The following is a 24,567-nucleotide window of genomic DNA, read 5'->3' on the forward strand; positions in this document are numbered from 1 at the left end:
TGTGGCGGCAGAGGCAAAACAGGAATGAGAGCATCATATTTTGCGGCGTTGGAGGATGATATATGGCGAATTATGAGATCAGGCGGAGAGCCAGCATTGGCAGTGCGTCCCTGATATTGATCTTTATCGTGCTTTGTCTGGCTACGTTTAGCATCCTGTCTCTGGGAAATGCCCGGAGGGAGGACGCCTTATCAGAGCGCAGCGCGGCGGCAGTGAAGGCTTATTATCTGGCTGACAGCCAGGCGGAGGAGTTTGTGGGCATGGTAGACCGGGCGCTGCTCAGCGCAGATACGAAAGCTGCGGCGCAGGCCGCTGTGGGGGCGTACTTTCAGCAGGATACAGGCGCCGTGCTGACGGATATCCCCATGGATGCAGGCCGTGCGCTACGGGTCGAGCTGGCTGTGGACTGGGATGAGCGGACTTACAGGGTGCTGGCGTGGAATGTGTATGAGCGGGAAGCCTATGAGATAGACAGCTCTACGCCGGTCTGGACTGGGAGCGGCTCATAAAGGCAGGACTGTTGGAGACAGAGTTGATAAAGACAGGATTAATACAGGAAACAGATGGAGGAAGAATGAGTATGAAGACGGAAGAACTGCTGCGGGAGGCGGTAGAAAGAGGGGCGGCGGATATCTTTCTGATTCCGGGCATGCCGTTGTCTTACCGGATCGGAGGCAGGATCATCTACCGGTCTGAGGATAAGATCTATCCCAGGGAGTCTGAAAGCATTGTGGAAGAGATCTACCAGCTTGCAGGCAACCGGGATATGACAAAGGTACGTACTCATGGAGACGATGATTTTTCCATGGCGATTGCGGGAGTGTCCCGGTTCCGTGCCAACGTATTCCGTCAGAGAGGTTCTCTGGCGGCGATCATACGTGTGATCACCTTTGATCTCCCGGATTTTGGCGAACTACATATTCCCAGCCCGGTTATGGATGTTGCCCGGATGACAAAAGGGTTTGTATTGGTGACCGGGCCTGCAGGCAGCGGAAAGAGCACCACTCTTGCCTGTATCATAGACGAGATCAACCGAACGAGGAATGTGCATGTGATCACATTAGAGGACCCGATCGAGTATCTGCACCGCCACAACAAGAGCGTGGTGACCCAGAGGGAGATCGGGATTGATACGGACAGCTATGTGTCAGGGCTGCGGGCGGCTCTCAGGCAGGCTCCGGATGTGATCCTGGTGGGGGAGATGCGCGATGACGAGACCATCAAGACGGCGATGACGGCGGCGGAGACAGGCCATCTGGTCATCTCCACGCTGCATACGGTCGGGGCAGCCAATACCATCGACCGTATTATAGACAATTTTCCGCCGGCGCAGCAGCAGCAGATCCGTGCGCAGATATCCATGGTCATGCAGGCGGTGATCTCCCAGCAGCTGATCCCGGCGCTGGACGGCACAGAGGTGCCTGCTTTTGAGATCATGTTTTTTAACAATGCGATCCGCAATCTGGTGCGTGAGGCAAAGATCCATCAGATCGACAATATCATTTCCACCTCCCAGGATGAGGGGATGATCACCATGGATAACAGCCTGATCAGGCTTTACCGGGAAGGGATCATCAGCCGGGATAATGCGGTCATCTACAGCAACAACAGCGAGCTGATGGAAAAGAAGCTGGCAAGGCTTTAAAATTCAGAAACGAAGGAAATATGCTCAGGATGACATAGGAGCCTGTCTTTGCGGATATAATAAGGCAGACAGGAGGTCATTATGAGAACAGAAAAAAGAAAAGTAGTGTTGATTGGAACCGGCATGGTGGGTATGAGCTATGCCTACAGTATGTTAAACCAGAACGTCTGTGATGAGCTGGTACTGATTGATATTGATAAAAAGAGGGCGGAAGGTGAGGCAATGGATCTAAACCATGGCCTTGCCTTTTCCGGCTCTCATATGAAAATCTCCGCGGGGGATTACGGGGACTGCCGGGACGCGGACATTGTGGTCATCTGTGCAGGAGTGGCTCAAAAACCTGGAGAAACCAGGCTGGCGCTTTTAAAGCGAAACAAAGAAGTGTTCCGCTCCATTGTAGGTCCAGTCACGGAATCCGGCTTTAACGGGATATTTCTGGTGGCAACAAATCCGGTGGATGTAATGACCCGGATGACCTATGAGCTGTCAGGCTTTAATGCCAGGCGGGTGCTGGGGACCGGTACGGCTCTTGATACAGCGCGCCTGCGGTACCTGCTTGGCGAACATCTGCATGTGGACCCGCGCAATATCCATGCCTATGTTATGGGAGAGCATGGGGACAGCGAATTTGTCCCCTGGAGCCAGGCGATGATCGCGACCCGGTGTATCCGCGATATTGTGGAGGAAGGGGAAAATCCGGTCCAGATGGATGAGCTGAACCGGATCTCCGAGGAAGTAAAAGGCGCTGCGTACCGTATTATCGAGGCAAAGCACGCCACCTACTACGGCATTGGCATGGCGATGACCAGGATTACCAAAGCGATCCTGGGAGATGAGAACAGTGTGCTGACCGTATCTGCACTGCTGTGCGGGGAATATGGCCAGACCGGCGTCTTTGCAGGGGTGCCCTGCATCATCAACCAGAATGGGGTGCAGCGGGTTCTCCAGCTGAACCTTTCGGAGGAAGAGTTGGATCGATTTGCCGCTTCCTGTGATATCTTAAAAGAGAGCTATCAGGGACTGGAGCAGGATTAGTCCTCTACCGTGAAGGCGACCAGCCCGGTATCAGACCAGGTGTTGCCGATCATATAGGTGGTGTAGTTCTGTCTGGCGTTTATGTCGGCCTGGAAGGATACCAGCGGCTGCTGGATATTGGCCGTGGTGCCGATGGCGCCGACAATGATGATCGGCAGCTCCCGCAGGAAGGCATAGGTATTGGAGTTTGTCACGTAGAACTGGTAGGAACCGGCCATCGCCTGTTTGTATGGGGTGACGGTCTGGAATCCCACATTCCGGAACACGGTTTCGCCGCCGTAGAGCAGCAGGTCAAACCTGGAACCGCTGTAAGCCATGTTGGCGAACCGGTAGCATCCGGAGTTGTAGGGCATATTGCTGCAGCCGGTATCGATGACCCGTACCATATCAAGCCCGCCGGAAGCGGAGTCTGTCAGGACCAGAGTGACTTTCTGCCCCGCCACAAACGGGAAATTCTGCTGCAGAAGGATGGACCGCATCCCGGAAGCGCGGCGGACGGTCACTGTATGGAAACCATCGGAAACCCAGTCATAGTTTGAGATGGTGCCGAACCGGGAATTGATGGCGTATGCAGTGCCATCAATGGAGATGTTCACCGGAAAGGCGTTGGTGGATGCATTTAGGAAACGCACCTGCCCGTAATTCTGCGGAGAGATACCGGGAAACGGCGGGAAATCCGGAAGCCAGCCGGGGCCAGGTATGACAGGGCCGGGACCTACCGGTCCGCCTTCTCCGGGGTTGGGGAGCGGGATGACCGGGACGTTGCTGCCGTCGCCGGGATAAACCGGTCCGCCCTCCCCCGGGTTTGGAAGCGGGACAACCGGGATGTTGCTGCCGTCGCCGGGATTTACCGGCCCTCCCTCGCCTACATCCGGTAGAGGTACTGCTGGCGTATTGCCGCCATTGCCGGAATCTGTTGGACCTCCTTCCCCATATTCCGGGAGGGGCGTGGTCAGCCCGTAATTGTCGTTCGCCCGCATCTCCCCGTTATCCATCTGCGTATTCATGTCGGAGGTGCCATTGTAATGTGTATCGCTTTCAGCCATAAAATGCCTCATTGTTTTTTTACTTTACTGTATGTGATGAGATTTTGCCAGGTGCCAAAAAATGTAAAAATGGGACAGAATTTTTCGGGTTAGCAGTTGACAAAGGTAAAAACCCATGATACTATATCTAAGGTTTCGCAGGCTGAAAACGAAGCTTGGGATAAAGATGCTGCTGTGGCTCAGTCGGTAGAGCGTCGCATTGGTAGTGCGGAGGTCACGGGTCCGATTCCCGTCAGCAGCTTTTGGTTTTATAAGCAGAACTTTATATTTTATAAAGTTTTCTGCTTTTTTTGTATCTGTGTTTAAATGATGGAATTCAGATACAGAATATGGTATACTTACATTTATTCTATACGAGCACATGCCCTGTAGACCGGCATGAGGGAGCGGAGGAGCTTAAACGATGGAAAAAGACAAAGAAGTGTTAGCGGCAGAGACTGCAGAGAAAGAGGTGGTTTCCAAGAATTTTATCGAGCAGGAGATCGACAAGGACCTGGCAGAGGGCGTTTATAACCATGTTCAGACCCGTTTTCCGCCGGAGCCCAACGGATATCTGCATATCGGACATGCCAAGTCCATTCTTTTAAACTATGGACTGGCCCAGAAGTACGGCGGCAAGTTCAACCTGCGTTTCGACGATACCAACCCGACGAAAGAAAAGACGGAATTTGTGGAATCTATCATGGCGGATGTGAAGTGGCTGGGAGCTGATTTCGATGACAGGCTGTTCTTTGCATCCAATTATTTTAAACAGATGTATGACTGCGCAGTTTTTCTGATCAAGAAGGGAAAGGCGTTTGTCTGTGACCTGACAGCGGAGGAGATCCGTGAGTACCGTGGTGATTTTACCACGCCGGGTAAGGAGAGCCCGTACAGGAACAGGAGCGTGGAGGAGAACCTGCGCCTGTTCGAGGAGATGAAGGACGGGAAGTATCAGGACGGGGAGAAGGTCCTGCGTGCGAAGATCGATATGGCTTCCCCCAACATCAATATGAGGGATCCGGTGCTCTACCGCGTGGCCCATATGACTCATCACAATACCGGGGATGCATGGTGCATCTATCCGATGTATGATTTTGCCCATCCGATCGAGGATGCCATAGAGCATATCACCCACTCGATCTGTACGTTGGAGTTTGAGGACCACAGGCCGCTGTATGACTGGGTGGTGAAGGAGTGCGAGTTCGAGAACCCGCCCCGCCAGATCGAGTTTGCAAAGCTTTATCTGACCAATGTGGTCACCGGCAAGCGTTATATCAAAAAGCTGGTGGAGGACGGCATTGTGGACGGCTGGGACGATCCGCGGCTGGTGTCCATCGCTGCGCTGCGCAGACGCGGTTATACGCCGGAAGCCATCCGCATGTTTGTGGAGCTGGTGGGCGTTTCAAAGGCAAACAGTTCTGCTGACTATGCGATGCTCGAGTACTGTATCCGCGAGGATCTAAAGCTGAAAAAACCGCGTATGATGGCGATCCTGGATCCGGTGAAGCTGGTGATCGACAACTATCCGGAGGGGCAGACCGAGATGATGGAGGTGCCCAACAATCTGGAGAATCCGGAGCTGGGTTCCCGCATGGTGCCTTTTGGCAGAGAGCTTTACATTGAGCGTGAGGATTTCATGGAGGAACCGCCGCGCAAATATTTCCGTTTGTTCCCGGGCAATGAGGTACGCTTAATGAGCGCGTATTTTGTGACCTGCACCGGTTTTGAGAAGGATGAAAGCGGCAAAGTGACCGTGGTCCATGCGACCTATGACCCGGCGACCAGAAGCGGATCGGGATTTAGCGAGCGCAAGGTCAAGGGGACGATCCACTGGGTAGCGGCGGAGACTGCAAAGCAGGTGGAATGCCGTCTGTATGAGAATATTGTGGATGAGGAGAAGGGCAAGTTAAACGCTGACGGTTCTCTGAACTTAAATCCCAATTCCCTGACTATTCTGAAGAACTGCTATGTGGAACCGGCGCTTGTGGATGTGGAACCTTATGACAGCTTCCAGTTTGTAAGAAATGGTTATTTCTGCGTGGATTGTAAGGACAGTAAACCTGGGGCGCCGGTATTTAACCGGATCGTTTCTCTTAAGAGTTCCTTCAAGATCCAGAAGTAAGAACTTAACGGCTAAAACGTCAGGGACGGGCAGGAAGACTGCCTGTCCCTGTTTTTTAGGAGGTGCGATATGGAATTGCTGATCCCGCTGGATATCCAGTCGAAAAAACCGCTGTATGAACAGATTTATGCCTATATCCGCAGGGAGATCCGCTGCGGGAGCTTGAGGACAGAGGACAGGCTGCCTTCCACCAGGGTGCTGGCGGACCATTTGAAGGTCAGCCGGAGTACGACCCAGATGGCATACGACCAGCTTCTCGCAGAGGGATATATTGAGTCCCGTCCCTGCCGGGGATATTTTGTAGCCAGGATGGAGGAACTGGTAGAAGCAGGGCCGGAGAAGGAGGCTGCGATGGAGACCAGCGAGCCTGTCCGTCCGGACTGTCTGGTTGACTTTTCCCCCCGGGGTATCGATCTGGAGAGCTTTCCCTACAATACCTGGAGAAAACTGAGCCGGAACACCCTGGTGGATGACAACAGGGAAATGTTCCATTCCGGAAACCATCAGGGAGAGCCTGGATTTCGGGAGGCGATCCGCAGCTACCTGCATTCTGCCCGTGGAGTCAGCTGCAGTGCAGAGCAGATCATAGTAGGAGCGGGAAGTGAGTACCTTCTCATGCTTCTGTCCCAGATATTGGGCCGGGAAAAAAAGATCGCCATGGAAAACCCGACCTATAAGCAGGCGTACCGGGTATTCTGCAGCCTGGGCTATTCGGTGTGCCCGGTGGAGATGGACAACTCCGGGATGGATCCGGAGCTCCTGGAGCGCAGCGGCGCGGATGTGGCGTATGTGATGCCCTCCCATCAGTTTCCCACCGGGGTCGTTATGCCCGTGGGACGCAGGCAGGAGCTGCTCAAATGGGCGGCGGCCGGGGAGGACCGGTATCTGATCGAGGACGATTATGACAGTGAGTTCCGTTACAAAGGAAAACCAATCCCCGCGCTTCAGGGGATGGACCGTACCGGCAGGGTGATCTATCTGGGGACGTTTTCCAAATGCATTGCGCCTGCTATCCGTGTCAGCTATCTGGTGCTGCCCATGGAGCTTTTAAAACGTTACCGGAAGCAGGCAGGGTTCTATGCTTCCACTGTTTCCCGGATCGACCAGAATATTTTGTACCAGTTCCTGTCACTGGGGCATTTTGAAAGGCATTTGAACCGGATGCGCGCCATTTACAGGGCAAAGCATGATATGCTGCTGGCGGCGATCCGTCCGCTTGAGCAGGATTTTGAGATACGGGGGGAATTTGCCGGGATCCATATCCTGCTGACGGCGAAATATGAGATTGCGGAGGAGGAGCTTATCCGTCAGGCAGAATCAGCAGGCGTCAGGGTATATGGGCTCAGTGGATATTATATCCATCAGGAGCATGATCACAGACCTTCCACCGTGGTGCTGGGATATGCCAGTTTGAGCGGAGCGCAGATCACGCGCGGTGCAGAGGCGCTTTTGGCCTGCTGGAGGCGTCACGGCTGAGTGTGAAACGGGCCGTCCCAGCGGGAGTATGCGTCATAATGGAAGCGGTGTGCTTCAGTAAATGAATGATGCAGAGCACGTAAAAAAGACCGGATAGTTTCCGGTCTTTTTTAGAGGGAGATCGTCTGTGCAGCCCCTGACAGCCCTTTCACATGTTGTCATGTCTTTTATCCTTGATCAGGACGGAATATCCTCGGTATCTACAATGATGGTGGTCACTGCGTCGGCAGCTTTATCAGCGGTCTTTTCAGCGGCATCTTTTGCAGTATCGGCAGCTTTTTCGGCAATGTTTTTTGCAGCGCCGGCCGTTTGTTCCATAGCATCCTTTGCGGCGTCGGCAGCTTTATCAACGGCATCCTCCACAAGATCCGAGACGCTTTCTACAATGTCTTCCGCCATATCCTCAAAATCGTCCGAGTCCTCGGTGAAGGAAACCTTTGCGGCAGCAGCAGTATCTGAGACTGCGGTAACAGCCTCCCGGGTACTGTCAGCTACGATCGCAGCAGCATCCTTAACAACGTTTTTGGCAGCTCCAGCCACATCCTTTGCCGCGTTCAGCATGTCCCCGGCAGCGACGAGAAGCTCATCCTTATCAGCATGAAGGGAAACGTAGTTACGGTTCATGGTGCTGTCCGGAACCGGGCCGTCCTCCTCCTCATCTTCAAAATCATGGAAATCCTCATCCAGTTCCTTGTTAAAGGACTGATATTTCTTCAGATAGGATATCCCCGCAACAGCCGCACCAGCGACGGCAGCCAGTGCAACAATCTTTCCCAATCCTTTTTTTGCCATACCTGCACTCCTTTCTGTCGGCGGTTTTCGTACTGCCAACCAATCTTAATGAATATTGTAATACGAATGTGGGAAAAAAGAAAGGGGACAACTGTAAAAAATTTATAAAATTAGCACTCAACTATTGACAGTGCTAACAATGCGTGGTATAAATTGTATTGTGAATCAAAAAGGGATATTTTTTCAGTCCCGTGATTGAAAAAAAGCATTTAGAATAAGGAGGAATCATCCATGAAATTAGTACCATTATTTGACCGCGTTGTATTAAAGCAGCTGGTTGCAGAGGAGACTACAAAATCCGGTATTGTATTACCGGGGCAGGCAAAGGAGAAACCACAGCAGGCTGAAGTCATTGCAGTAGGCCCGGGCGGTGTGGTTGACGGCAAGGAAGTGACCATGCAGGTCAAGGTCGGAGACAAGGTGATCTATTCCAAGTATTCCGGAACCGAAGTGGAAGTGGAAGATGAGAAGCTTGTAGTTGTGAAACAGAACGATATCCTGGCGGTTATCGAGTAAGACGATCAAAGCGGATTTATTTGTGGAAGATTCAATCATTGACTATTTATAATATTTGGAGGAATGAACTATGGCAAAGCAGATCAAACATGGCGTAGACGCCAGAAAAGCCCTGGAGGCAGGTGTTAACCAGCTTGCGGACACAGTCCGTGTGACCCTTGGACCGAAAGGAAGGAACGTTGTACTGGATAAGTCCTTCGGCGCTCCGCTGATCACCAACGACGGCGTGACCATCGCAAAAGAGATCGAGCTGGAGGATGCGTTTGAGAACATGGGCGCACAGCTTGTAAAAGAGGTCGCTACCAAGACCAACGATGTAGCCGGTGACGGTACTACCACCGCTACGGTCCTGGCTCAGGCAATGATCAACGAGGGGATGAAGAACCTGGCGGCAGGAGCTAACCCGATCGTTCTGAGAAAAGGTATGAGAAAAGCGACGGATGCAGCAGTTGAGGCGCTTGCCAAGATGAGCCAGCCGATCGAAGGCAGGGACAGTATTGCAAGAGTAGCAGCCATTTCCGCAGCAGATGATGAGGTTGGCGAGATGGTAGCAGAGGCTATGGAGAAGGTTTCCAACGACGGAGTTATCACCATCGAGGAGTCCAAGACCATGAAGACCGAGCTGGATCTGGTGGAAGGCATGCAGTTTGACCGCGGCTATGTATCTGCTTATATGTGCACCGATATGGATAAGATGGAAGCGAACCTGGACGATCCGTATATCCTGATCACCGACAAGAAGATTTCCAACATCCAGGAGATCCTGCCGGTTCTGGAGAAGATCGTACAGTCCGGAGCGAAGCTTCTGATCATCGCAGAGGATATTGAGGGCGAGGCGCTGACCACCCTGATCGTGAACAAGTTAAGAGGCACCTTCACCGTTGTGGGCGTAAAGGCTCCTGGCTACGGCGACAGAAGAAAAGAGATGCTCAAAGATATCGCGATCCTGACCGGAGGTACCGTGATCTCCGAGGAGCTGGGCCTGGATTTAAAAGAGACCACCATGGATCAGCTTGGACGCGCCAAATCCGTTAAGGTTCAGAAAGAGAACACCATCATCGTGGACGGCTGCGGCGACAAGAAAGAGATCAGCGCGCGCGTTGCACAGATCCGCGCACAGATCGAGGAGACCACTTCCGAGTTTGATAAAGAGAAGCTTCAGGAGCGTCTTGCCAAGCTGGCAGGCGGCGTAGCAGTGATCCGTGTGGGCGCTGCAACTGAGACTGAGATGAAGGAAGCAAAACTGCGTATGGAGGATGCTCTGTCCGCAGCGAGAGCAGCGGTTGAGGAAGGCATCATCGCAGGCGGCGGTTCTGCATATGTGCATGCAACCACCCAGATCAAGCCGGTTGTGGATGCTTTAGAGGGTGACGAGAAGACCGGCGGCAAGATCATCTTAAAAGCGCTGGAGGCTCCGCTGTTCCACATTGTTGCCAATGCGGGACTGGAAGGCTCTGTTATCATCAATAAGGTGAAAGAATCTGCGGTAGGTACCGGTTTTGACGCTTATAAAGAAGAGTATGTGGATATGATCAAGGCAGGCATCCTGGATCCGGCAAAGGTTACCAGAAGCGCTCTGCAGAACGCTACCAGCGTTGCTTCCACCCTGCTGACCACAGAGTCTGTCGTAGCCAACATCAAGGAAGATGTACCGGCTATGCCGGCTGGCGGCGGCATGGGCGGGATGATGTAAAGTTAATCAGAGACAGAGTCCTGAGTATATGATCGGGACGCAGGGGAAAACCGGATGAAACCGGGTTTTGCCCTGCGTCCTGTCGCTGTATAAAATGAAAGGAGTTTTTTAACCCCATGAACGAAAATTATGCTGAGCAGTTGATTAAACGAAGGACTCCGGCTTATGCCTACGCGCTGACCGGCGTGTTGGGAGCAGTGACCGCGGTGACGGTTGTGCTTGCCATGACCACCGGGGTGCTGGCGGTGATCCTGATGTTTTTAGCGGGATTTGTTACATATCTGTCTTACCGGAACACCCATGTGGAGTTTGAGTATCTGTTTGTGGGCGGAGAATTGTCGGTGGACAAGATTTTGGGAAGGTCGAAAAGGAAGAAGGCCTTTGAGTGCAAGATGGAGGAGATCCAGATCGTGGCTCCGGCAGATTCTTATGTGTTGAATGATTATAGGAATGTGAAGAATACCATAGACTTCTCTTCGCATATGGAGCATGCGAAAATGTATGCGATGATCGTGCAGACAAAAGGCGAGCAGACAAAGGTCTTGCTTGAGCCGGGCGAGAAGATGCTGACCTGCATGAGGCAATGTTCCCCACGTAAAGTAGTGGTATAGAAAACCTGGCTTTCGGCATTTTGCGGAGGCGCCCGGCTGGTAATTGAGCGGCACGGCTTTGTGACTTTGCAGACCATTAGAAGGCGTTAGCATCCGGGATTTTCTGTTCTGGCAGGGAAAGGGGTTGTCTGAGCGTAAGCGAGTTGCCCCTTTCCCTGTCAGGCTTTTAAGAAAATCCCGGATGCTTACACCTTCTTATGGTCGAAACCGGAACAAAGCCGTGCCGCTCAATTACCAGCCGGGCGCCTCCGCAAAATGCCGAAAATCCCGCAGATTGTGTTTGACAAGCGGACAGAAATTTGCTACACTATGTAACTAATAACTGCCGCAGGATTTATTCCGGGAGGTAAAACAAAAGAAAGAGAGGAAGAATTTAATGGGTACAATTATTGGCGACGGCATTACATTTGATGACGTACTTCTCGTGCCGGCTTATTCTCAGATTATTCCGAATCAGGTAGATCTGACCACGTATTTGACCAAGAAGATTAAACTGAACATTCCGCTTATGAGTGCAGGCATGGATACGGTTACGGAGCATCGCATGGCGATTGCCATGGCGCGTCAGGGCGGGATCGGTATTATTCATAAAAATATGTCGATCGAGGCACAGGCAGAGGAAGTTGATAAGGTAAAACGTTCTGAGAATGGCGTCATTACGGACCCATTTTTCCTGTCTCCGGAGCATACGCTTAAGGATGCGGACGAGCTTATGGCAAAGTTCCGTATTTCCGGCGTTCCGATCACTGAGGGGCGCAAGCTGGTAGGTATCATTACCAACCGCGATCTGAAGTTTGAGGAAGATTTCAGCAAGAAGATCAAGGAGTGCATGACCTCCAAAAACCTGGTGACAGCCAGGGAGGGCATTACCTTAAAGGAAGCCAAACAGATCCTTGCGAAGGCGAGAGTGGAGAAGCTTCCGATCGTGGACGACGATTTCAACTTAAAGGGACTTATCACCATCAAGGATATTGAGAAGCAGATCAAGTACCCGCTGTCCGCCAAGGACGAGCAGGGGCGGCTTTTGTGCGGCGCGGCAGTGGGCATCACAGCCAATGTGCTGGACCGTGTAGGGGCGCTGGTGGACGCCAAGGTGGACGTGGTGGTCCTGGATTCTGCTCATGGACATTCTGAGAATGTACTGCGCTGTGTGCGGATGATCAAAGAGAAGTATCCGGAGCTTCAGGTGGTTGCAGGCAATGTGGCTACAGGTGAGGCGACGAAAGCTCTGATCGAAGCTGGTGTGGATGCGGTCAAGGTAGGTATCGGGCCTGGTTCTATCTGTACTACCCGTGTCGTTGCAGGGATCGGCGTTCCGCAGATCACCGCAGTGATGGACTGCTATGCAGTGGCGAAGGAGTATGGTATTCCGATCATCGCAGACGGCGGTATCAAGTATTCCGGAGATATCACCAAGGCCATCGCAGCGGGCGGCAATGTCTGCATGATGGGTAGTCTGTTTGCCGGATGCGACGAAAGTCCGGGTACCTTCGAGCTGTATCAGGGAAGAAAATATAAAGTATATCGCGGCATGGGTTCCATCGCGGCTATGGAGAACGGCAGCAAGGACCGTTACTTCCAGTCCGACGCCAAGAAGCTGGTGCCGGAGGGCGTGGAAGGACGCGTTGCATATAAGGGGCTGGTAGAGGACACGGTGTTCCAAATGCTGGGCGGCCTGCGTTCCGGTATGGGTTACTGTGGAGCGGGAGATATCCCGACCCTTCAGGAGACCGGACGTTTTGTGAAGATTTCCGCTGCATCCCTGAAAGAAAGCCATCCGCATGATATCCATATTACAAAAGAGGCTCCAAACTATAGCGTTGATGAATGATTTAGGGTGCTGCCGTGTTTTACACGGCGGCACTTTTGTGTTATACTGAAAACAGCCGGTGTGGTATTTTTGATGAGATAAAACAGGTACGGGAAAAAGGAGACAGGATATGAATTACGGAATGCGCTGCCACGATCTGTGTAAAAAAGCAGATATGGATACTGTGTTTGATACGGTAAAGGAGAATGGGATCCGCCAGATCCAGCTCGCTTTTGGCAAGTCTATTGAAGGTTATGATTTTTCTGCGGGACATTACAGCCCGGGACTGGCTCACATGATCGCGGACAAGCTGAAAGCGCGTGATATCCATGTGGCGATCCTTGGGTGTTATATCAATCCGACGGATCCGGATGAGGACAGAAGAAAAGCGTCCGTGGCAAAGTTCATCGAGCATCTGAAATATGCCAGGATCATTGGCGCCGATATGGTCGGGACGGAGACCGGAAGATACAGCGGAGATTTTAAGGTTGTGCCGGAGACCTACACAGAGGAGTGTTACCAGCTTTTGCTGAAAAGCATGCGGGAGATCGTGGATGCGGCGGAAAAGCTGGGCATGATAGTAGGTGTGGAAGCTGTGCATGACCATACCCTCTACAGCCCGGAGATGATGCGGCGTTTTCTGGATGACATGGATTCTCCGAATGTGGAGGCGATCCTGGACCCGGTGAACCTGATCAGTGCAGAGAATTATCAGGATCAGGATGCGGTCATCGCCCGTGCATTTGAGCTGTATGGTGACCGGATCTCCATGGTGCATATCAAGGACTTCCGCATGGAAGGCGGGGAGCCTCAGTTTGAACATGTTGGGGACGGCCTGTTCCACTATGAGCCGCTTCTCCAATGGATTAAAAAAGAGAAGCCATATATTACCATGCTGCTTGAAAACTCCAACAGGAGCCGATACCACAGTGATATTGCATATCTGCAAAAAATATATGAGGAAGTATAGCGTCAAAGAGATAATTATGGTATACTAAACGGGTATGCTTTAGGATGATGAGGAAGGGCTTATGCTGAACGAAGACAAGATTAAATTAATGACCGGAATCGCCTTATTTGAAAAGAAGGAAGGGAAAGCGATCTTCCCTGCGAACCGTTATTTCAAAAGCGACTATATCAGCAGCCGCATGCTGCGGTCTTTCTTTTCCTATACCCTGTGCTATATTCTGTGCGTGTTAGTCTGGGTGCTTTACAGCATTGAACGGCTTTTGAACGCCATGAATCTAGATGAAGTGATCAAAATGGCAACGGCTGCGGCGATGTTTTATGTGGCGGGGCTGATTGTCTATCTGGTCATAACTTTTTTTGTATACAGAAGACGTTATGAATACGCCAGACGGGGCATGAAGGTCTACGTGGCAAAGCTGAAACGGCTGGAGAAGCGATATGAGTTCCAGAGCCGGACCAAAGAATTGACGAAGGAGGGCAGCCGCTATGATGATGTTTCTCGTACTTAAAGAACGGCTGAGATCATTTTACGGAAAGTATGGGGCATTTACAAACGGCGTCATCAAGTTTGGCTACAGCCTTATGGCGATCCTGATGCTGAACCAGAATATCGGGTTTATGACAAAGCTCAAGAATCCCTTTGTGCCTCTGGTATTGGCACTGGTATGTGCATTTTTGCCATCCGGGGCGATTGCGTTTTTGCTGGCAGCCATAATGCTGATGCACATCTATACAGTTTCGTTTGAGATCGCCTTGATCACTGCGGTATTTCTGATCATTGTGGCGCTTTTGTATTATGGGTTCCAGCCGGGCGACAGCTATTGGCTGGTGCTTACGCCGGTGGCGTTCATTTTAAAGATCCCATTTGCAGTCCCGCTTCTGGCCGGACTTTCCGGGAGCCTTGTGACGGTGATCCCGGTGAGCTGCGGCGTGGTGATCTACTATGTACTGATGTATGTAAAACAGAATGCCGGTGTCCTGACCAACGATGCCAGTGTGGACATCACGCAGAAGTTCGTACTGATCATCAAGGCGCTGGTGTCCAATAAGTTCATGCTTGTGATGATCTGCATGTGTATGGTGGGGATCCTCGTGGTTTATCTGTTAAAGACCCTTTCCATAGACTATGCCTGGATCCTGGCGATCATCCTGGGGACCATTGTACAGCTGGCAGCCGTGTTTGTGGGAGACTACCTGTTTGACGTTTCCATACCGATCGGGGAGCTTGTGGTGGGCGCAGTGATCGCACTGGTATTGGCGGGACTTTATCATTTCTTTGTCTTCGCGGTGGATTACTCCAGGACGGAGTATACCCAGTTTGAGGACGATGATTATGTTTATTATGTGAAGGCGGTGCCGAAGGTTGCGGTATCCAAGCCGGATGTGCGCGTACAGCGGATCAACAATCCAGGAAAAGCGCGCCGTATGAGGGAATAAGACAGAAAGAGAGGAGCATCTATGGCAGGCATCATCCAGGATCTGGGGACGGTTTTTCAGGGAGTACGTTCCTGGCTCTCATTTTTGCCGCGGATTTCAGTTGCCAACTTTATAGAGATAGTCATCATCGCGGTCCTGGTGTATTATGCCCTGCTTTGGATCAAGAGTACGCGGGCGTGGTATCTGCTGAGAGGTATTGCCATGATCCTGCTGTTTGCGATCCTGGCGGCGTTCTTCCATTTTGATACGATCCTGTGGATTCTGGAAAAGACGGGCGCGATCGCGGTGACCGCAGTGGTGATCATCTTCCAGCCGGAGCTTCGGAAGGCGCTTGAGCAGCTGGGAAGCAAGAATTTGATATCAGATCTGCTTTCTTTTGACGACGGTAAGGAGAATCAGGGATTTTCTGAGAGGACGGTCAATGAGATCGTCAAGGCAACATTTGAGATGGCGAAGGTGAAGACCGGCGCGCTGATCGTTATTGAGCGCAATGTCTCTTTGAGGGAGATTGAGCGGACCGGGATCGAGATCAACGGTCTGGTCAGCAGCCAGCTTCTGATCAATATTTTTGAACACAATACGCCGCTTCATGACGGGGCGGTCATTATCCGGGGTAACCGTGTGACGGCGGCAACCTGTTATCTGCCGCTTTCGGACAGTATGATGATCAGCAAGGATCTTGGCACCCGGCACCGGGCGGCTGTGGGCATCAGTGAAGTGACGGACAGCATTACCATTGTCGTTTCGGAGGAGACCGGGCGGGTATCTCTTGTGGAGAACGGAAGTCTCCGCAGGGTCAGCGACGCGGAGAGTCTAAGAACGGCCCTTGCGAGGATGGAGGAGCAGGAAAGCACCGGGAACAACCGGTTCAGGATTTGGAAGGGAAAACGGAAGAATGAAAGAAAAACTGATTAATAATCTGGCTCTGAAGCTTCTTTCTATCTTTTTGGCATTTTTTGTCTGGCTGGTTGTGGTGAATGTTTCCAATCCCGAAGTGCGCCGCAGCAGGGATGTGACGCTGGAGATTGAGAACGAGCAGGTACTGGCAGCCGCAGGCAAGACCTATGAAATCAGCGGCAAAAGTACGGTCACCGTATATTTTGACGCAAGGACAAGGGATGAATATAAGGTCAGCGCTTCAGATTTCCGGGCTTATATCGATCTGGCGGAGCTTTATGATGTGACAGGTTCCGTACAGGTGAAGGTGGAGGTTCTGAACAACAAGCAGCTGATCTCCAATGCGGAGGCGAAGCCGGGAGTTGTCAGGATTGAGACAGAGGATCTTCAGAAGAAGCAGTTTGAGCTGGATGTTGCTGCGATCGGAGAGCCGGAAGAGGGCTATGCTGCGAATGGAATCACTCTTTCACCGTCTTATGTGGAGGTGGAAGGGCCGGTATCCAAGGTTGGCCTGATCAGCTATGCAGGAGTGGAGATTGACTTAAACGGACTGTCAGGGAATGATGAGGGCGTAGTGAAGCCGATTTTCTATGACGCCAACGGCAATGAACTGTCGGTCAGTGACAAGATAAAGGTCAATACATCGGAGATCCAGTACAAGGTTGTGGTCAATAAGGTCAAGACCCTGGCTCTGGATTTTGAGGTGTCAGGGACTGTGATGCCGGGATATCAGTTTACCGGCGTGGAGTGCGCGGTCAGGAATATTTCCGTGAGCGGACTCAAGAGCAGCCTGGCTTCCATCAACAAGATTACGATTCCGTCATCGGAGCTGAACATCAATGGATTGTCGAAAGATAAGGTTGTAGCAGTAGATTTGAGGAAGTATCTGCCGGAAGGCGTGGAGCTTGCCGAGTCTGAGAATCCGCAGGTGGAGATCCGCCTGAAGGTGGAAAAGCTGGTGAACCGTACCATTACTCTTACAGACGGGGAGATCAGGAGAGAAAACGGGTCAGAGGAGCTGCGTTACCGTTTGGCACCGAACCGGGTAGACGTGACCGTTCAGGGGCTTGAAGAAGAACTGGAGAGTCTGCGCGTAACGGATTTAGGAGCAGTAGTCGATCTGGCAGGACTGCAGGAGGGAAGCCATCCGGGCGCCCTGCTGTTTGCAGACAGTGATATGTTCAGAGTAGTCACCTATTCGGATTTCAAGGTTGAGGTGACGCCGGTGGCAGGTGCGGCGGACAGCAGCAGTACGGCTGCGCCGGACAGCACGGAAGCCGGAACGTTAGAAAGCTCTGAAGAAGAAACAACAGAGGCGGAGACTACGGTTCCTGCAGAGGGGACCGGGACAGCCGCCGGGTGATGGAAAGAGGGATAATGTGGTCAGCAAAAAAGTGATAGTAGGGAATGTATCGGGGCTGCACCTGCGGCCCACGGGCCTTCTGTGCAACGAGGCGATAAAATACCAGTCGTCTGTCAAATTCATATCCACAGGACGGTCGGGTCCTGCCACCACCAATGCGAAAAGTGTTTTGAGTGTGCTGGGAGCCTGTGTCAAATGTGGGGATGAGATAGAGTTTATCTGTGAGGGACCGGACGAGGAAGAGGCGCTTGCCGCTGTTATCCGCCTGGTGGAGAGTGGGCTGGGAGAGTAGCAGCCTTTGAAGTTTGTATGAAGCATCAAACGGGGTGCAGTTTGTTTTGCGCGCCGGGAGAGTTTTTCATAAAAAGGGACTGAGCAGGACAGTGTCCAGAGCAGTCACCATAATGAATAAGGAGGACGTGTTATGTTGAAGGGAACCAGTGCTTCTTCCGGTATCGGTATCGGGAAGGTTGCGATTGTAGAGGAAGCGGAATTAGTGATCAAGCGGGAAGCTGTTGCGGATGCGGCGGCGGAGGTGGCGCGCTTTAAAGAGGCGCTTGAACAGACCATGAAGGATACGGAGGCGCTTGCGGCTGATCTTGCAACCAGGGTAGGGGAGAAGGAAGCTGAGATCATGCAGGGACATCTGATGCTCCTTATGGACCCGATGCTGACAGGTGAGATCGAGAATACCATTACCGGTGAAGGAATCTGTAGTGAATATGCGATCGAGCAGGTCTGCTGCATGTATGCGGACATGTTTGCGTCTATGGATGACGAGCTGATGCAGCAGAGAGCCACGGATATGCGTGATATCAAGACACGTATGCAGAAGGTGCTTCTGGGTGTTGCTTCAGTAGATATATCTGCCCTGCCGGCAGGGAGCATCCTGGTGGCGGTGGATCTGACCCCGTCTATGACTGCAGGGATCAATCCGGACAATGTGGCAGGTATCGTGACGGAGCTTGGCGGCAAGACCTCCCACAGTGCGATCCTGGCCCGTGCCCTGGAGATTCCGGCAGTGGTGGCGGTATCTGATTTCTTAAATCAGGTAAAGGATGGCGACACGGTGGTCCTGGACGGTTCTGAGGGCGTGGTTTACGTGAACCCGGACCAGGCGGTTGTGGATGAGTATACAAAAAAGCGTGAGAAGTTCCTGAAGGAGAAAAAGGAGCTGGAGCAGTATATCGGCAAGCCGACCGTGACAAAGGACGGTGTGCACATTGAGCTGGTTGCCAATATCGGCAAGCCGGAGGATGTGGAAAAGGTACTCCAGTATGACGGCGAGGGCGTAGGCCTGTTCCGTACCGAGTTCCTGTTCATGGACCGCACATCCATGCCGACAGAGGACGAGCAGTTTGAGGCATATAAAAAGGTTGCGGAAGCATTGCAGGGTAAACCGGTGATCATCCGTACCCTGGATATTGGCGGAGACAAAGAGATTCCGTACATGGGCCTTAAGAAGGATGAAAACCCATTCCTGGGTTATCGTGCTATCCGGTTCTGCCTGGACAGGAAGGAAGATGTGTACAAGCCCCAGCTTCGTGCACTGCTCCGTGCCAGCGCCTTTGGCAATATCAAGATCATGATCCCGCTCGTCACCTGTATCGATGAGTACCGCGAGGCGAAAGCGCTGATCGAGGAGCTTAAGGCTGAGCTGGATGCAAAGGGCGTTGCATACAATAAAGAGATCCAGGTAGGTATCATGGTGGAGACTGCGGCTGCATCTTTGATCGCGGATATTTTTGCAAAAGAAGTGGACTTCTTCAGTATCGGTACCAACGACTTGACCCAGTATACCATGTCTGTGGACCGTGGCAATGACAAGGTTTCTTATCTGTACTCCACGTTCAACCCGGCAGTGCTCCGCAGCATCAAGCGGATCATCACCTGTGCAAGGGAAGCTGGTATCATGGTGGGCATGTGCGGCGAGGCTGCAAGCGATCCGATGATGATCCCGCTGCTGCTTGCCTTCGGTTTAAACGAGTTCAGTATGAGCGCTTCCGCGATCCTTCAGTCCAGGAAGCTGATCACCGGTTACAGCACTGAGGAGCTTCAGGCTGTGGCTGAGAAGGCTCTGAGTTTTGCTACCACGAAAGAGGTAGAGGATTATATGAGATCATTTGCAGGATAAGGATATCTGGCTGCCGCTACCATTAGCGGCAGCCATTTCCTAAACTATATGTAACTGTTCAGGATCCCCGCAGTTACAACTATATAACAAAAGACAGGATGGGAAGTACATGGTAGTTTATTTGATCTGTTATGCGGCAAGTTATTTTCTGGCAGGAGGAGAGCATTATCTGCTGTCCGGCGCTGCGCTGATATTGGCGGCGCTATGGCTGTATATTTCTGATTACCGGAAATCAAGGAACCTGATACATCTGAGGGCCCTGTTTTCTCTGTTCTGGGTTGGCGGGCAGGGGATTGCCTGCTTGAAGCTGAGCCACCTGCAGGGGGACTGGGAGCTGAAAACCTGGATATGTCTGGCGTTGGCTTATGTGGGATTCTGGGTGGTATTTGAAGTGCTCACCCGGATCTATGGCTCTGGTCATGACAATTACGGCAGATGGAGAAGCTTCTCCGGTAACCCGATCCCTGTCTTTCACATGATCTGTGCAGTCACGGTGGTGTCTGTGGCCTGCTTCATCCTGGAGGCGGTGGCGCTGGGATATGTGCCGCTGTTTATGAGAGGGGTTCCTCATGCATATTCGGAGTTTCATCTGACGGGGGTGCATTATTTTACGGTATCCTGTGTTTTAGTTCCGTCTTTGACTGTGCTGTATTTTCATATGGCGCGGGGACGTGGAAGTGAACGGAAGCTGCTGGCGGCTATCGTTATGACGGTGATCGCTCTGCTGATCCCGATCCTTTGTGTCTCCAGGTTCCAGTTTGTGTTTGCAGTCATGCTGGCGGCATTTACTTATATTTCCCTTCAAAAGACGTTTAACCCATTGTATCTGCTGGGACTTTTTGTGATCCTGATCCCGGTATATCTGATCCTGACCGTGGCGCGGAGCCATGATGTGGAATATTTAAACGGGATTTTCGAGATGAAGAATGCAGAGCTGCCGATCTTTATCAGCCAGCCGTATATCTATATTGCAAATAACTTTGACAATTTCAACTGCATGGTGGAGGTGCTGCCGGAGTACAGTCTTGGTCTTAAAAGCCTGTTCCCGCTGTGGGCGCTGACGGGCCTCAAGTTCTTTTTCCCGCAGCTCATCAATTTCCCGATCTATGTGGACAAGAAAGAGCTGACCACCCTGACGTTGTTTTATGATGCCTATTATGATTTTGGCTGGATCGGTGTACTGCTGTTTTCCTGTGCGCTGGGGCTGGTGGCGTACCTGCTGGTGGTGAAGCTGCGGGAGATGCGCAATCCTCTGGGTTATCTTTTCTATGCGCAGATTGCAGCATATCTGATGCTGTCGTTTTTTACGACCTGGTTTTCCAATACCACCACCTGGTTCTATCTGATCCTGACCGGCCTGATGGCGGTGTATTACAGTATAAATGCCCACCGAAGGTAGCGGGCACAAGAGACTATGACCTGCAAGGAGGACAGAAACATGATATCTGAAAAAATGAGACCGCTGGTAGAGAACAATTCCGTGATCCGCGTGATGTTCGAGGAGGGGAAGCGCCTGGCGGCCATCTACGGCGCGGAAAACGTGTATGATTTCAGCCTGGGCAATCCCAATGTGCCTGCGCCGGCAGAGGTGGAGCAGGCGATCCTGGATACTTTAAGGGATGAAGATTCCACCTTTGTCCATGGATATATGAGCAACTGCGGTTATGAGGATGTGCGGGAGACCATCGCGCAGTCCTTGAACAAGAGATTCGGCACTGCATTTGGCGTTAACAATATCCTTATGACCGTGGGAGCGGCAAGCGGACTGAATGTCATATTGAAGACGATCCTTGATCCGGAGGATGAAGTGATCACCTTTGCCCCTTATTTTGTGGAGTATGGCAATTATGTCCGCAACTATGATGGGACTCTGGTGGTTGTTCCTCCGAATACGGTGGATTTCCAGCCGGATCTGGAGGCGTTTTCCGCCAGGATTACCGAAAGGACCAAAGCGGTCATCATCAATACGCCCAACAATCCCACGGGCGTGGTGTACTCCGATGCCACATTAAAACGCATGGCGGATATCCTGAGGGCGAAGGAGGCGGAATTTAAGACCACGATCCTGCTGATCTCCGATGAACCCTATCGGGAGCTGGCCTATGACGGAGTGGAGGTTCCTTATGTGACAAAATACTATGCTGACACGGTGGTCTGCTACAGCTACAGCAAGTCCCTGTCCCTTCCGGGGGAACGGATCGGTTATCTGGTCATCCCGGACGAACTGAAGGACAGCGCGGACATATTTACCGCAGCGACCATTGCTAACCGAGTGATTGGCTGTGTCAATGCACCTTCCCTGATGCAGCGGGTCATCAAGCGCTGTATTGAAGCGGGGGCAGCGGTGGACTTGGAGGCTTACGACCGGAACCGGAACCTGCTTTACAACAGTTTAAGGGAATATGGGTTTTCCTGTATCAAGCCGGAGGGAGCTTTCTACCTGTTTGTTAAGTCCCCGGTTGCAGATGAAAAAGAGTTCTGCGCGCAGGCGCAGAAGCACAACCTGCTCCTGGTGCCGGGCAGTTCCTTTGCGTGTCCCGGTTATGTACGGATCGCCTACTGCGTGTCCTATGGGCAGATTGAGCGGTCATTGCCTGCATTTAAGGCGTTGGCGAAGGAGTATGAGCTGAGGTAGACTGGCTTGTGGAAGACAGGGCAGGATCACGTGAGACCAGACAGCATGAGATCAGATAAAATGTACAGGAGGGCAGGGACATGAGGGCCTGGGAAGCAAATATAAGGAAAGTAGTACCATATGTGCCGGGGGATCAGCCAAAGGGCGACCGGCTGGTGAAGCTGAATACCAATGAGAATCCATATCCCCCGGCGCCAGGTGTGGAGCGCGCACTCAGGGAGATGGAGTTTGACCGTCTGCGCAAGTATCCGGACCCGGCTGCATCGGATCTGGTGCATATCCTGGCGGAGTATTATGGCGTGGGGAAGGATCAGGTTTTTGTGGGTGTTGGTTCCGATGATGTGATCGCCATGAGCTTTCTGACGTTTTTTAACTCCCCCAGGGCGGTTCTTTTCCCGGATGTGAGCTACTCTTTTTATAAGGTGTGGGCAGATCTCTTCCAGGTGCCCTATGAGACTCCGGCGCTGGATGAGGCGTTCTGCATTTGTCCGGAGGATTATTATAAGGAAAATGGCGGAGTTATTTTTCCAAATCCCAATGCGCCCACAGGTCTTTTAATGCCGCTTTCACAGGTGGAAGATATTATTTCCCACAATCAGGATGTGGTAGTGATCGTGGATGAAGCATATATTGATTTTGGGGGAATGTCCGCTCTGGAGCTTTTAGATCGATATGAGAACCTGCTGGTGGTGCAGACATTCAGCAAATCCCGCTCCATGGCGGGAATGAGGATCGGATTTGCCATCGGGCATCCGGCTCTGATCAAGGCGCTGAATGATGTGAAATATTCCTACAATTCCTATACAATGAACCTGCCGTCGCTGGTTTTAGGCACAGAAGCGGTAAAGGACGATGCATATTTTAAGGAGACCCTGAAGAAAATCATAAATACCAGGGAGTGGTCAAAGGAGAGGCTTAAGGAGCTTGGTTTTACCTTTCCGGACTCCATGTCCAACTTTATTTTTGCATCTCATGAAAGAGTCCCTGCAGAGCAGATTTTTGAGGCGCTGCGGGCGGAGCAGATCTACGTGCGCTATTTTAAACAGCCGAGGCTGGACAACTATTTGAGGATATCCATTGGCACAAGGGAGGAGATGGAAACCTTGTTTGCATTTTTGGAGGATTACCTGGCGAAATATTGAGTGGAGTAACCGGAAACAATCAACAGGCAAAGCAGGTGAGTGGATGGAGAGCGTAAAGAAATATGCGAGGATTATCCTGAATATTGTGATTCCGTTGGCAGAGATCCTGTTGGTCTGCCTGCTGGGGCCGAAGCTTCTTCGATTTTTCATGCCGTTTGTGATCGGGTGGGTGATCGCTATGATCGCCAATCCACTGGTCCGTTTCCTGGAGAGCCGGGTCCGGATCGTGCGGAAGCACAGCTCGGTGATGATCGTGGTTGTGGTTCTTGCGGCGATCATCGGCCTGGGGTATTTTTTGATCTCCCGTCTGTTCTGGCAGGCGTTTGAGCTGGCGAAGGACTTGCCGGAGCTGTATGACCGGGCGGCTGTGGAGATTCAGGCCATATTCCTGCGTTTCGACGATGTTTTCCGGATGCTGCCGGCCAATATACAACAGGCGTGGCAGCAGTTTGCGGGAAATGTGGGCCAGACTATCAGCGTGCTGGTCCAGAAGATCGCTTCCCCCACAGTGGAGGTGGCGGGCAGTGTGGCGAAGGGAATTCCCAATGCGCTGGTCAATGTGGTGGTCACGATCCTTTCGTCCTACTTCTTTATTGCAGAGCGGGATAAGATCATTGAATTCTGGAAACGGTATATTCCACAGAATGGCGGTCGGTATTACCGGAACTTAAAAGGGGATGTAAAACGTCTGATCGGCGGATATTTTCTAGCTCAGTTTAAGATTATGTTCGTTGTGGCAGCGATCCTGATGGCGGGGTTTCTTGTGCTTGGAATCGATTATGCATTCCTGCTGGCAATCCTTGTGGCAATCCTGGATTTTCTGCCGCTGTTTGGGACAGGAACCGTCCTGATCCCATGGGCGGTTGTCAAGCTTTTGTCGGCGGATTATGCGCTGGCGGCTGGCCTGGCGCTCCTGTACGTACTCACCCAGGTGGTGCGGCAGGTGATACAGCCAAAGATCGTTGGAGATTCCATGGGTCTGCCGCCGCTTATGACTTTGGTGTTTTTATATCTGGGCTTTAAGCTGCACGGAATCTCCGGCATGATCCTGGCGGTACCGCTGGGGATCCTGGTTCTGAACCTTTATAAATACGGTGCGTTTGATTCTATGCTTGACAGCATGAAGCTGTTGGTCTCAGATGTGAGGAAATTCCGGCTGGGGGATAACAGCCATCAGCAGAAGGATACACAGGGACCGGATGAGTGACAGGATATGGCGTGACAGGAGAGTTGTATAGACTGATAAAAAAGTACCGCGATGA

The 24,567-nt window shown here is 51.9% G+C and carries 22 protein-coding genes and 1 tRNA gene; 21 read left to right on the top strand and 2 right to left on the bottom strand.

Annotated elements, in window-relative coordinates:
• The first annotated feature begins 62 nt into the window (after window positions 1-62).
• The 3 genes from AB1I67_RS12540 (at window position 63) to AB1I67_RS12550 (ending at window position 2,680) form a co-directional block, all read left to right on the top strand.
• Window positions 63-509, top strand: coding sequence for a hypothetical protein (locus AB1I67_RS12540; RefSeq protein ID WP_367030207.1), 447 nt, complete (start codon window positions 63-65; stop codon window positions 507-509).
• Between the two features lie 71 nt (window positions 510-580).
• Window positions 581-1,645, top strand: coding sequence for a PilT/PilU family type 4a pilus ATPase (locus AB1I67_RS12545; RefSeq protein ID WP_367032614.1), 1,065 nt, complete (start codon window positions 581-583; stop codon window positions 1,643-1,645).
• Window positions 1,646-1,726: 81 nt separating this feature from the next.
• Window positions 1,727-2,680, top strand: a complete 954-nt coding sequence (locus AB1I67_RS12550) for an L-lactate dehydrogenase (protein ID WP_367030208.1) — start codon at window positions 1,727-1,729, stop codon at window positions 2,678-2,680.
• On the opposite strand, the gene AB1I67_RS12555 is transcribed toward AB1I67_RS12550, so the two are convergent.
• A complete protein-coding gene (locus AB1I67_RS12555; RefSeq protein ID WP_367030209.1) occupies window positions 2,677-3,726 on the bottom strand; it encodes a DUF4397 domain-containing protein in 1,050 nt (349 codons plus the stop codon). The genes AB1I67_RS12550 and AB1I67_RS12555 overlap by 4 nt on opposite strands.
• Before the next feature lie 168 nt (window positions 3,727-3,894).
• On the opposite strand from AB1I67_RS12555, the gene AB1I67_RS12560 reads away from it, so the two are divergent.
• From AB1I67_RS12560 to AB1I67_RS12570, 3 genes are all read left to right on the top strand, one after another.
• A tRNA-Thr gene (locus AB1I67_RS12560) sits at window positions 3,895-3,967 on the top strand.
• Between the two features lie 162 nt (window positions 3,968-4,129).
• Window positions 4,130-5,830, top strand: a complete 1,701-nt coding sequence (locus AB1I67_RS12565) for a glutamine--tRNA ligase/YqeY domain fusion protein (RefSeq protein WP_367030210.1) — start codon at window positions 4,130-4,132, stop codon at window positions 5,828-5,830.
• A 69-nt stretch (window positions 5,831-5,899) separates the two neighbouring features.
• The gene (locus AB1I67_RS12570; RefSeq protein WP_367030211.1) at window positions 5,900-7,306 is read left to right on the top strand and encodes a PLP-dependent aminotransferase family protein; all 1,407 of its coding nucleotides are present in this window, start codon (window positions 5,900-5,902) and stop codon (window positions 7,304-7,306) included.
• Window positions 7,307-7,483: 177 nt separating this feature from the next.
• On the opposite strand, the gene AB1I67_RS12575 is transcribed toward AB1I67_RS12570, so the two are convergent.
• The gene (locus AB1I67_RS12575; RefSeq protein WP_367030212.1) at window positions 7,484-8,098 is read right to left on the bottom strand and encodes a hypothetical protein; all 615 of its coding nucleotides are present in this window, start codon (window positions 8,096-8,098) and stop codon (window positions 7,484-7,486) included.
• Between the two features lie 231 nt (window positions 8,099-8,329).
• On the opposite strand from AB1I67_RS12575, the gene AB1I67_RS12580 reads away from it, so the two are divergent.
• The 15 genes from AB1I67_RS12580 (at window position 8,330) to ytvI (ending at window position 24,512) form a co-directional block, all read left to right on the top strand.
• A complete protein-coding gene (locus tag AB1I67_RS12580; protein ID WP_367030213.1) occupies window positions 8,330-8,614 on the top strand; it encodes a co-chaperone GroES in 285 nt (94 codons plus the stop codon).
• Window positions 8,615-8,684: 70 nt separating this feature from the next.
• Window positions 8,685-10,307, top strand: a complete 1,623-nt coding sequence (gene groL, locus AB1I67_RS12585) for a chaperonin GroEL (RefSeq protein WP_367030214.1) — start codon at window positions 8,685-8,687, stop codon at window positions 10,305-10,307.
• Window positions 10,308-10,423: 116 nt separating this feature from the next.
• Window positions 10,424-10,918 carry a DUF6106 family protein gene (locus AB1I67_RS12590; RefSeq protein ID WP_367030215.1) on the top strand — a complete coding sequence of 165 codons (495 nt, stop codon included), beginning with the start codon at window positions 10,424-10,426 and terminating at the stop codon, window positions 10,916-10,918.
• 376 nt (window positions 10,919-11,294) lie between these two features.
• Entirely contained in the window at window positions 11,295-12,749 is a 1,455-nt protein-coding gene (gene guaB, locus AB1I67_RS12595; protein WP_367030216.1) for an IMP dehydrogenase, read from the top strand.
• Between the two features lie 109 nt (window positions 12,750-12,858).
• Window positions 12,859-13,698: a sugar phosphate isomerase/epimerase family protein gene (locus tag AB1I67_RS12600; RefSeq protein ID WP_367030217.1), complete on the top strand. Its 840-nt coding sequence runs from the start codon at window positions 12,859-12,861 to the stop codon at window positions 13,696-13,698.
• Window positions 13,699-13,759: 61 nt separating this feature from the next.
• The gene (locus tag AB1I67_RS12605) at window positions 13,760-14,206 is read left to right on the top strand and encodes a hypothetical protein (RefSeq protein ID WP_367030218.1); all 447 of its coding nucleotides are present in this window, start codon (window positions 13,760-13,762) and stop codon (window positions 14,204-14,206) included.
• On the top strand, window positions 14,184-15,134 hold the full coding sequence (locus AB1I67_RS12610) for an ABC transporter permease (protein WP_367030219.1): 951 nt from the start codon (window positions 14,184-14,186) through the stop codon (window positions 15,132-15,134). Before AB1I67_RS12605 ends, AB1I67_RS12610 begins: the two co-directional genes overlap by 23 nt.
• A gap of 21 nt (window positions 15,135-15,155) precedes the next feature.
• The gene (cdaA, locus tag AB1I67_RS12615) at window positions 15,156-16,049 is read left to right on the top strand and encodes a diadenylate cyclase CdaA (RefSeq protein WP_367030220.1); all 894 of its coding nucleotides are present in this window, start codon (window positions 15,156-15,158) and stop codon (window positions 16,047-16,049) included.
• Window positions 16,030-17,394 carry a CdaR family protein gene (locus tag AB1I67_RS12620; RefSeq protein ID WP_367030221.1) on the top strand — a complete coding sequence of 455 codons (1,365 nt, stop codon included), beginning with the start codon at window positions 16,030-16,032 and terminating at the stop codon, window positions 17,392-17,394. Before cdaA ends, AB1I67_RS12620 begins: the two co-directional genes overlap by 20 nt.
• A 16-nt stretch (window positions 17,395-17,410) precedes the next feature.
• Entirely contained in the window at window positions 17,411-17,686 is a 276-nt protein-coding gene (locus AB1I67_RS12625; RefSeq protein ID WP_367030222.1) for an HPr family phosphocarrier protein, read from the top strand.
• 132 nt (window positions 17,687-17,818) lie between these two features.
• Complete coding sequence (gene ptsP, locus AB1I67_RS12630) at window positions 17,819-19,528, top strand: phosphoenolpyruvate--protein phosphotransferase (RefSeq protein ID WP_367030223.1); 1,710 nt, start codon at window positions 17,819-17,821, stop codon at window positions 19,526-19,528.
• Between the two features lie 109 nt (window positions 19,529-19,637).
• Complete coding sequence (locus tag AB1I67_RS12635; RefSeq protein WP_367030224.1) at window positions 19,638-20,927, top strand: O-antigen polymerase; 1,290 nt, start codon at window positions 19,638-19,640, stop codon at window positions 20,925-20,927.
• 39 nt (window positions 20,928-20,966) lie between these two features.
• Window positions 20,967-22,163, top strand: coding sequence for a pyridoxal phosphate-dependent aminotransferase (locus AB1I67_RS12640; RefSeq protein WP_367030225.1), 1,197 nt, complete (start codon window positions 20,967-20,969; stop codon window positions 22,161-22,163).
• Window positions 22,164-22,243: 80 nt separating this feature from the next.
• Window positions 22,244-23,305, top strand: a complete 1,062-nt coding sequence (hisC, locus tag AB1I67_RS12645) for a histidinol-phosphate transaminase (protein WP_367030226.1) — start codon at window positions 22,244-22,246, stop codon at window positions 23,303-23,305.
• 43 nt (window positions 23,306-23,348) lie between these two features.
• Window positions 23,349-24,512 carry a sporulation integral membrane protein YtvI gene (gene ytvI, locus AB1I67_RS12650; protein WP_367030227.1) on the top strand — a complete coding sequence of 388 codons (1,164 nt, stop codon included), beginning with the start codon at window positions 23,349-23,351 and terminating at the stop codon, window positions 24,510-24,512.
• The last annotated feature ends 55 nt before the right edge of the window (window positions 24,513-24,567 follow it).

Origin of the sequence: Clostridium sp. AN503 (genome assembly GCF_040719375.1) — a bacterium.
In the GTDB taxonomy this organism is placed as follows: domain Bacteria; phylum Bacillota; class Clostridia; order Lachnospirales; family Lachnospiraceae; genus Brotaphodocola.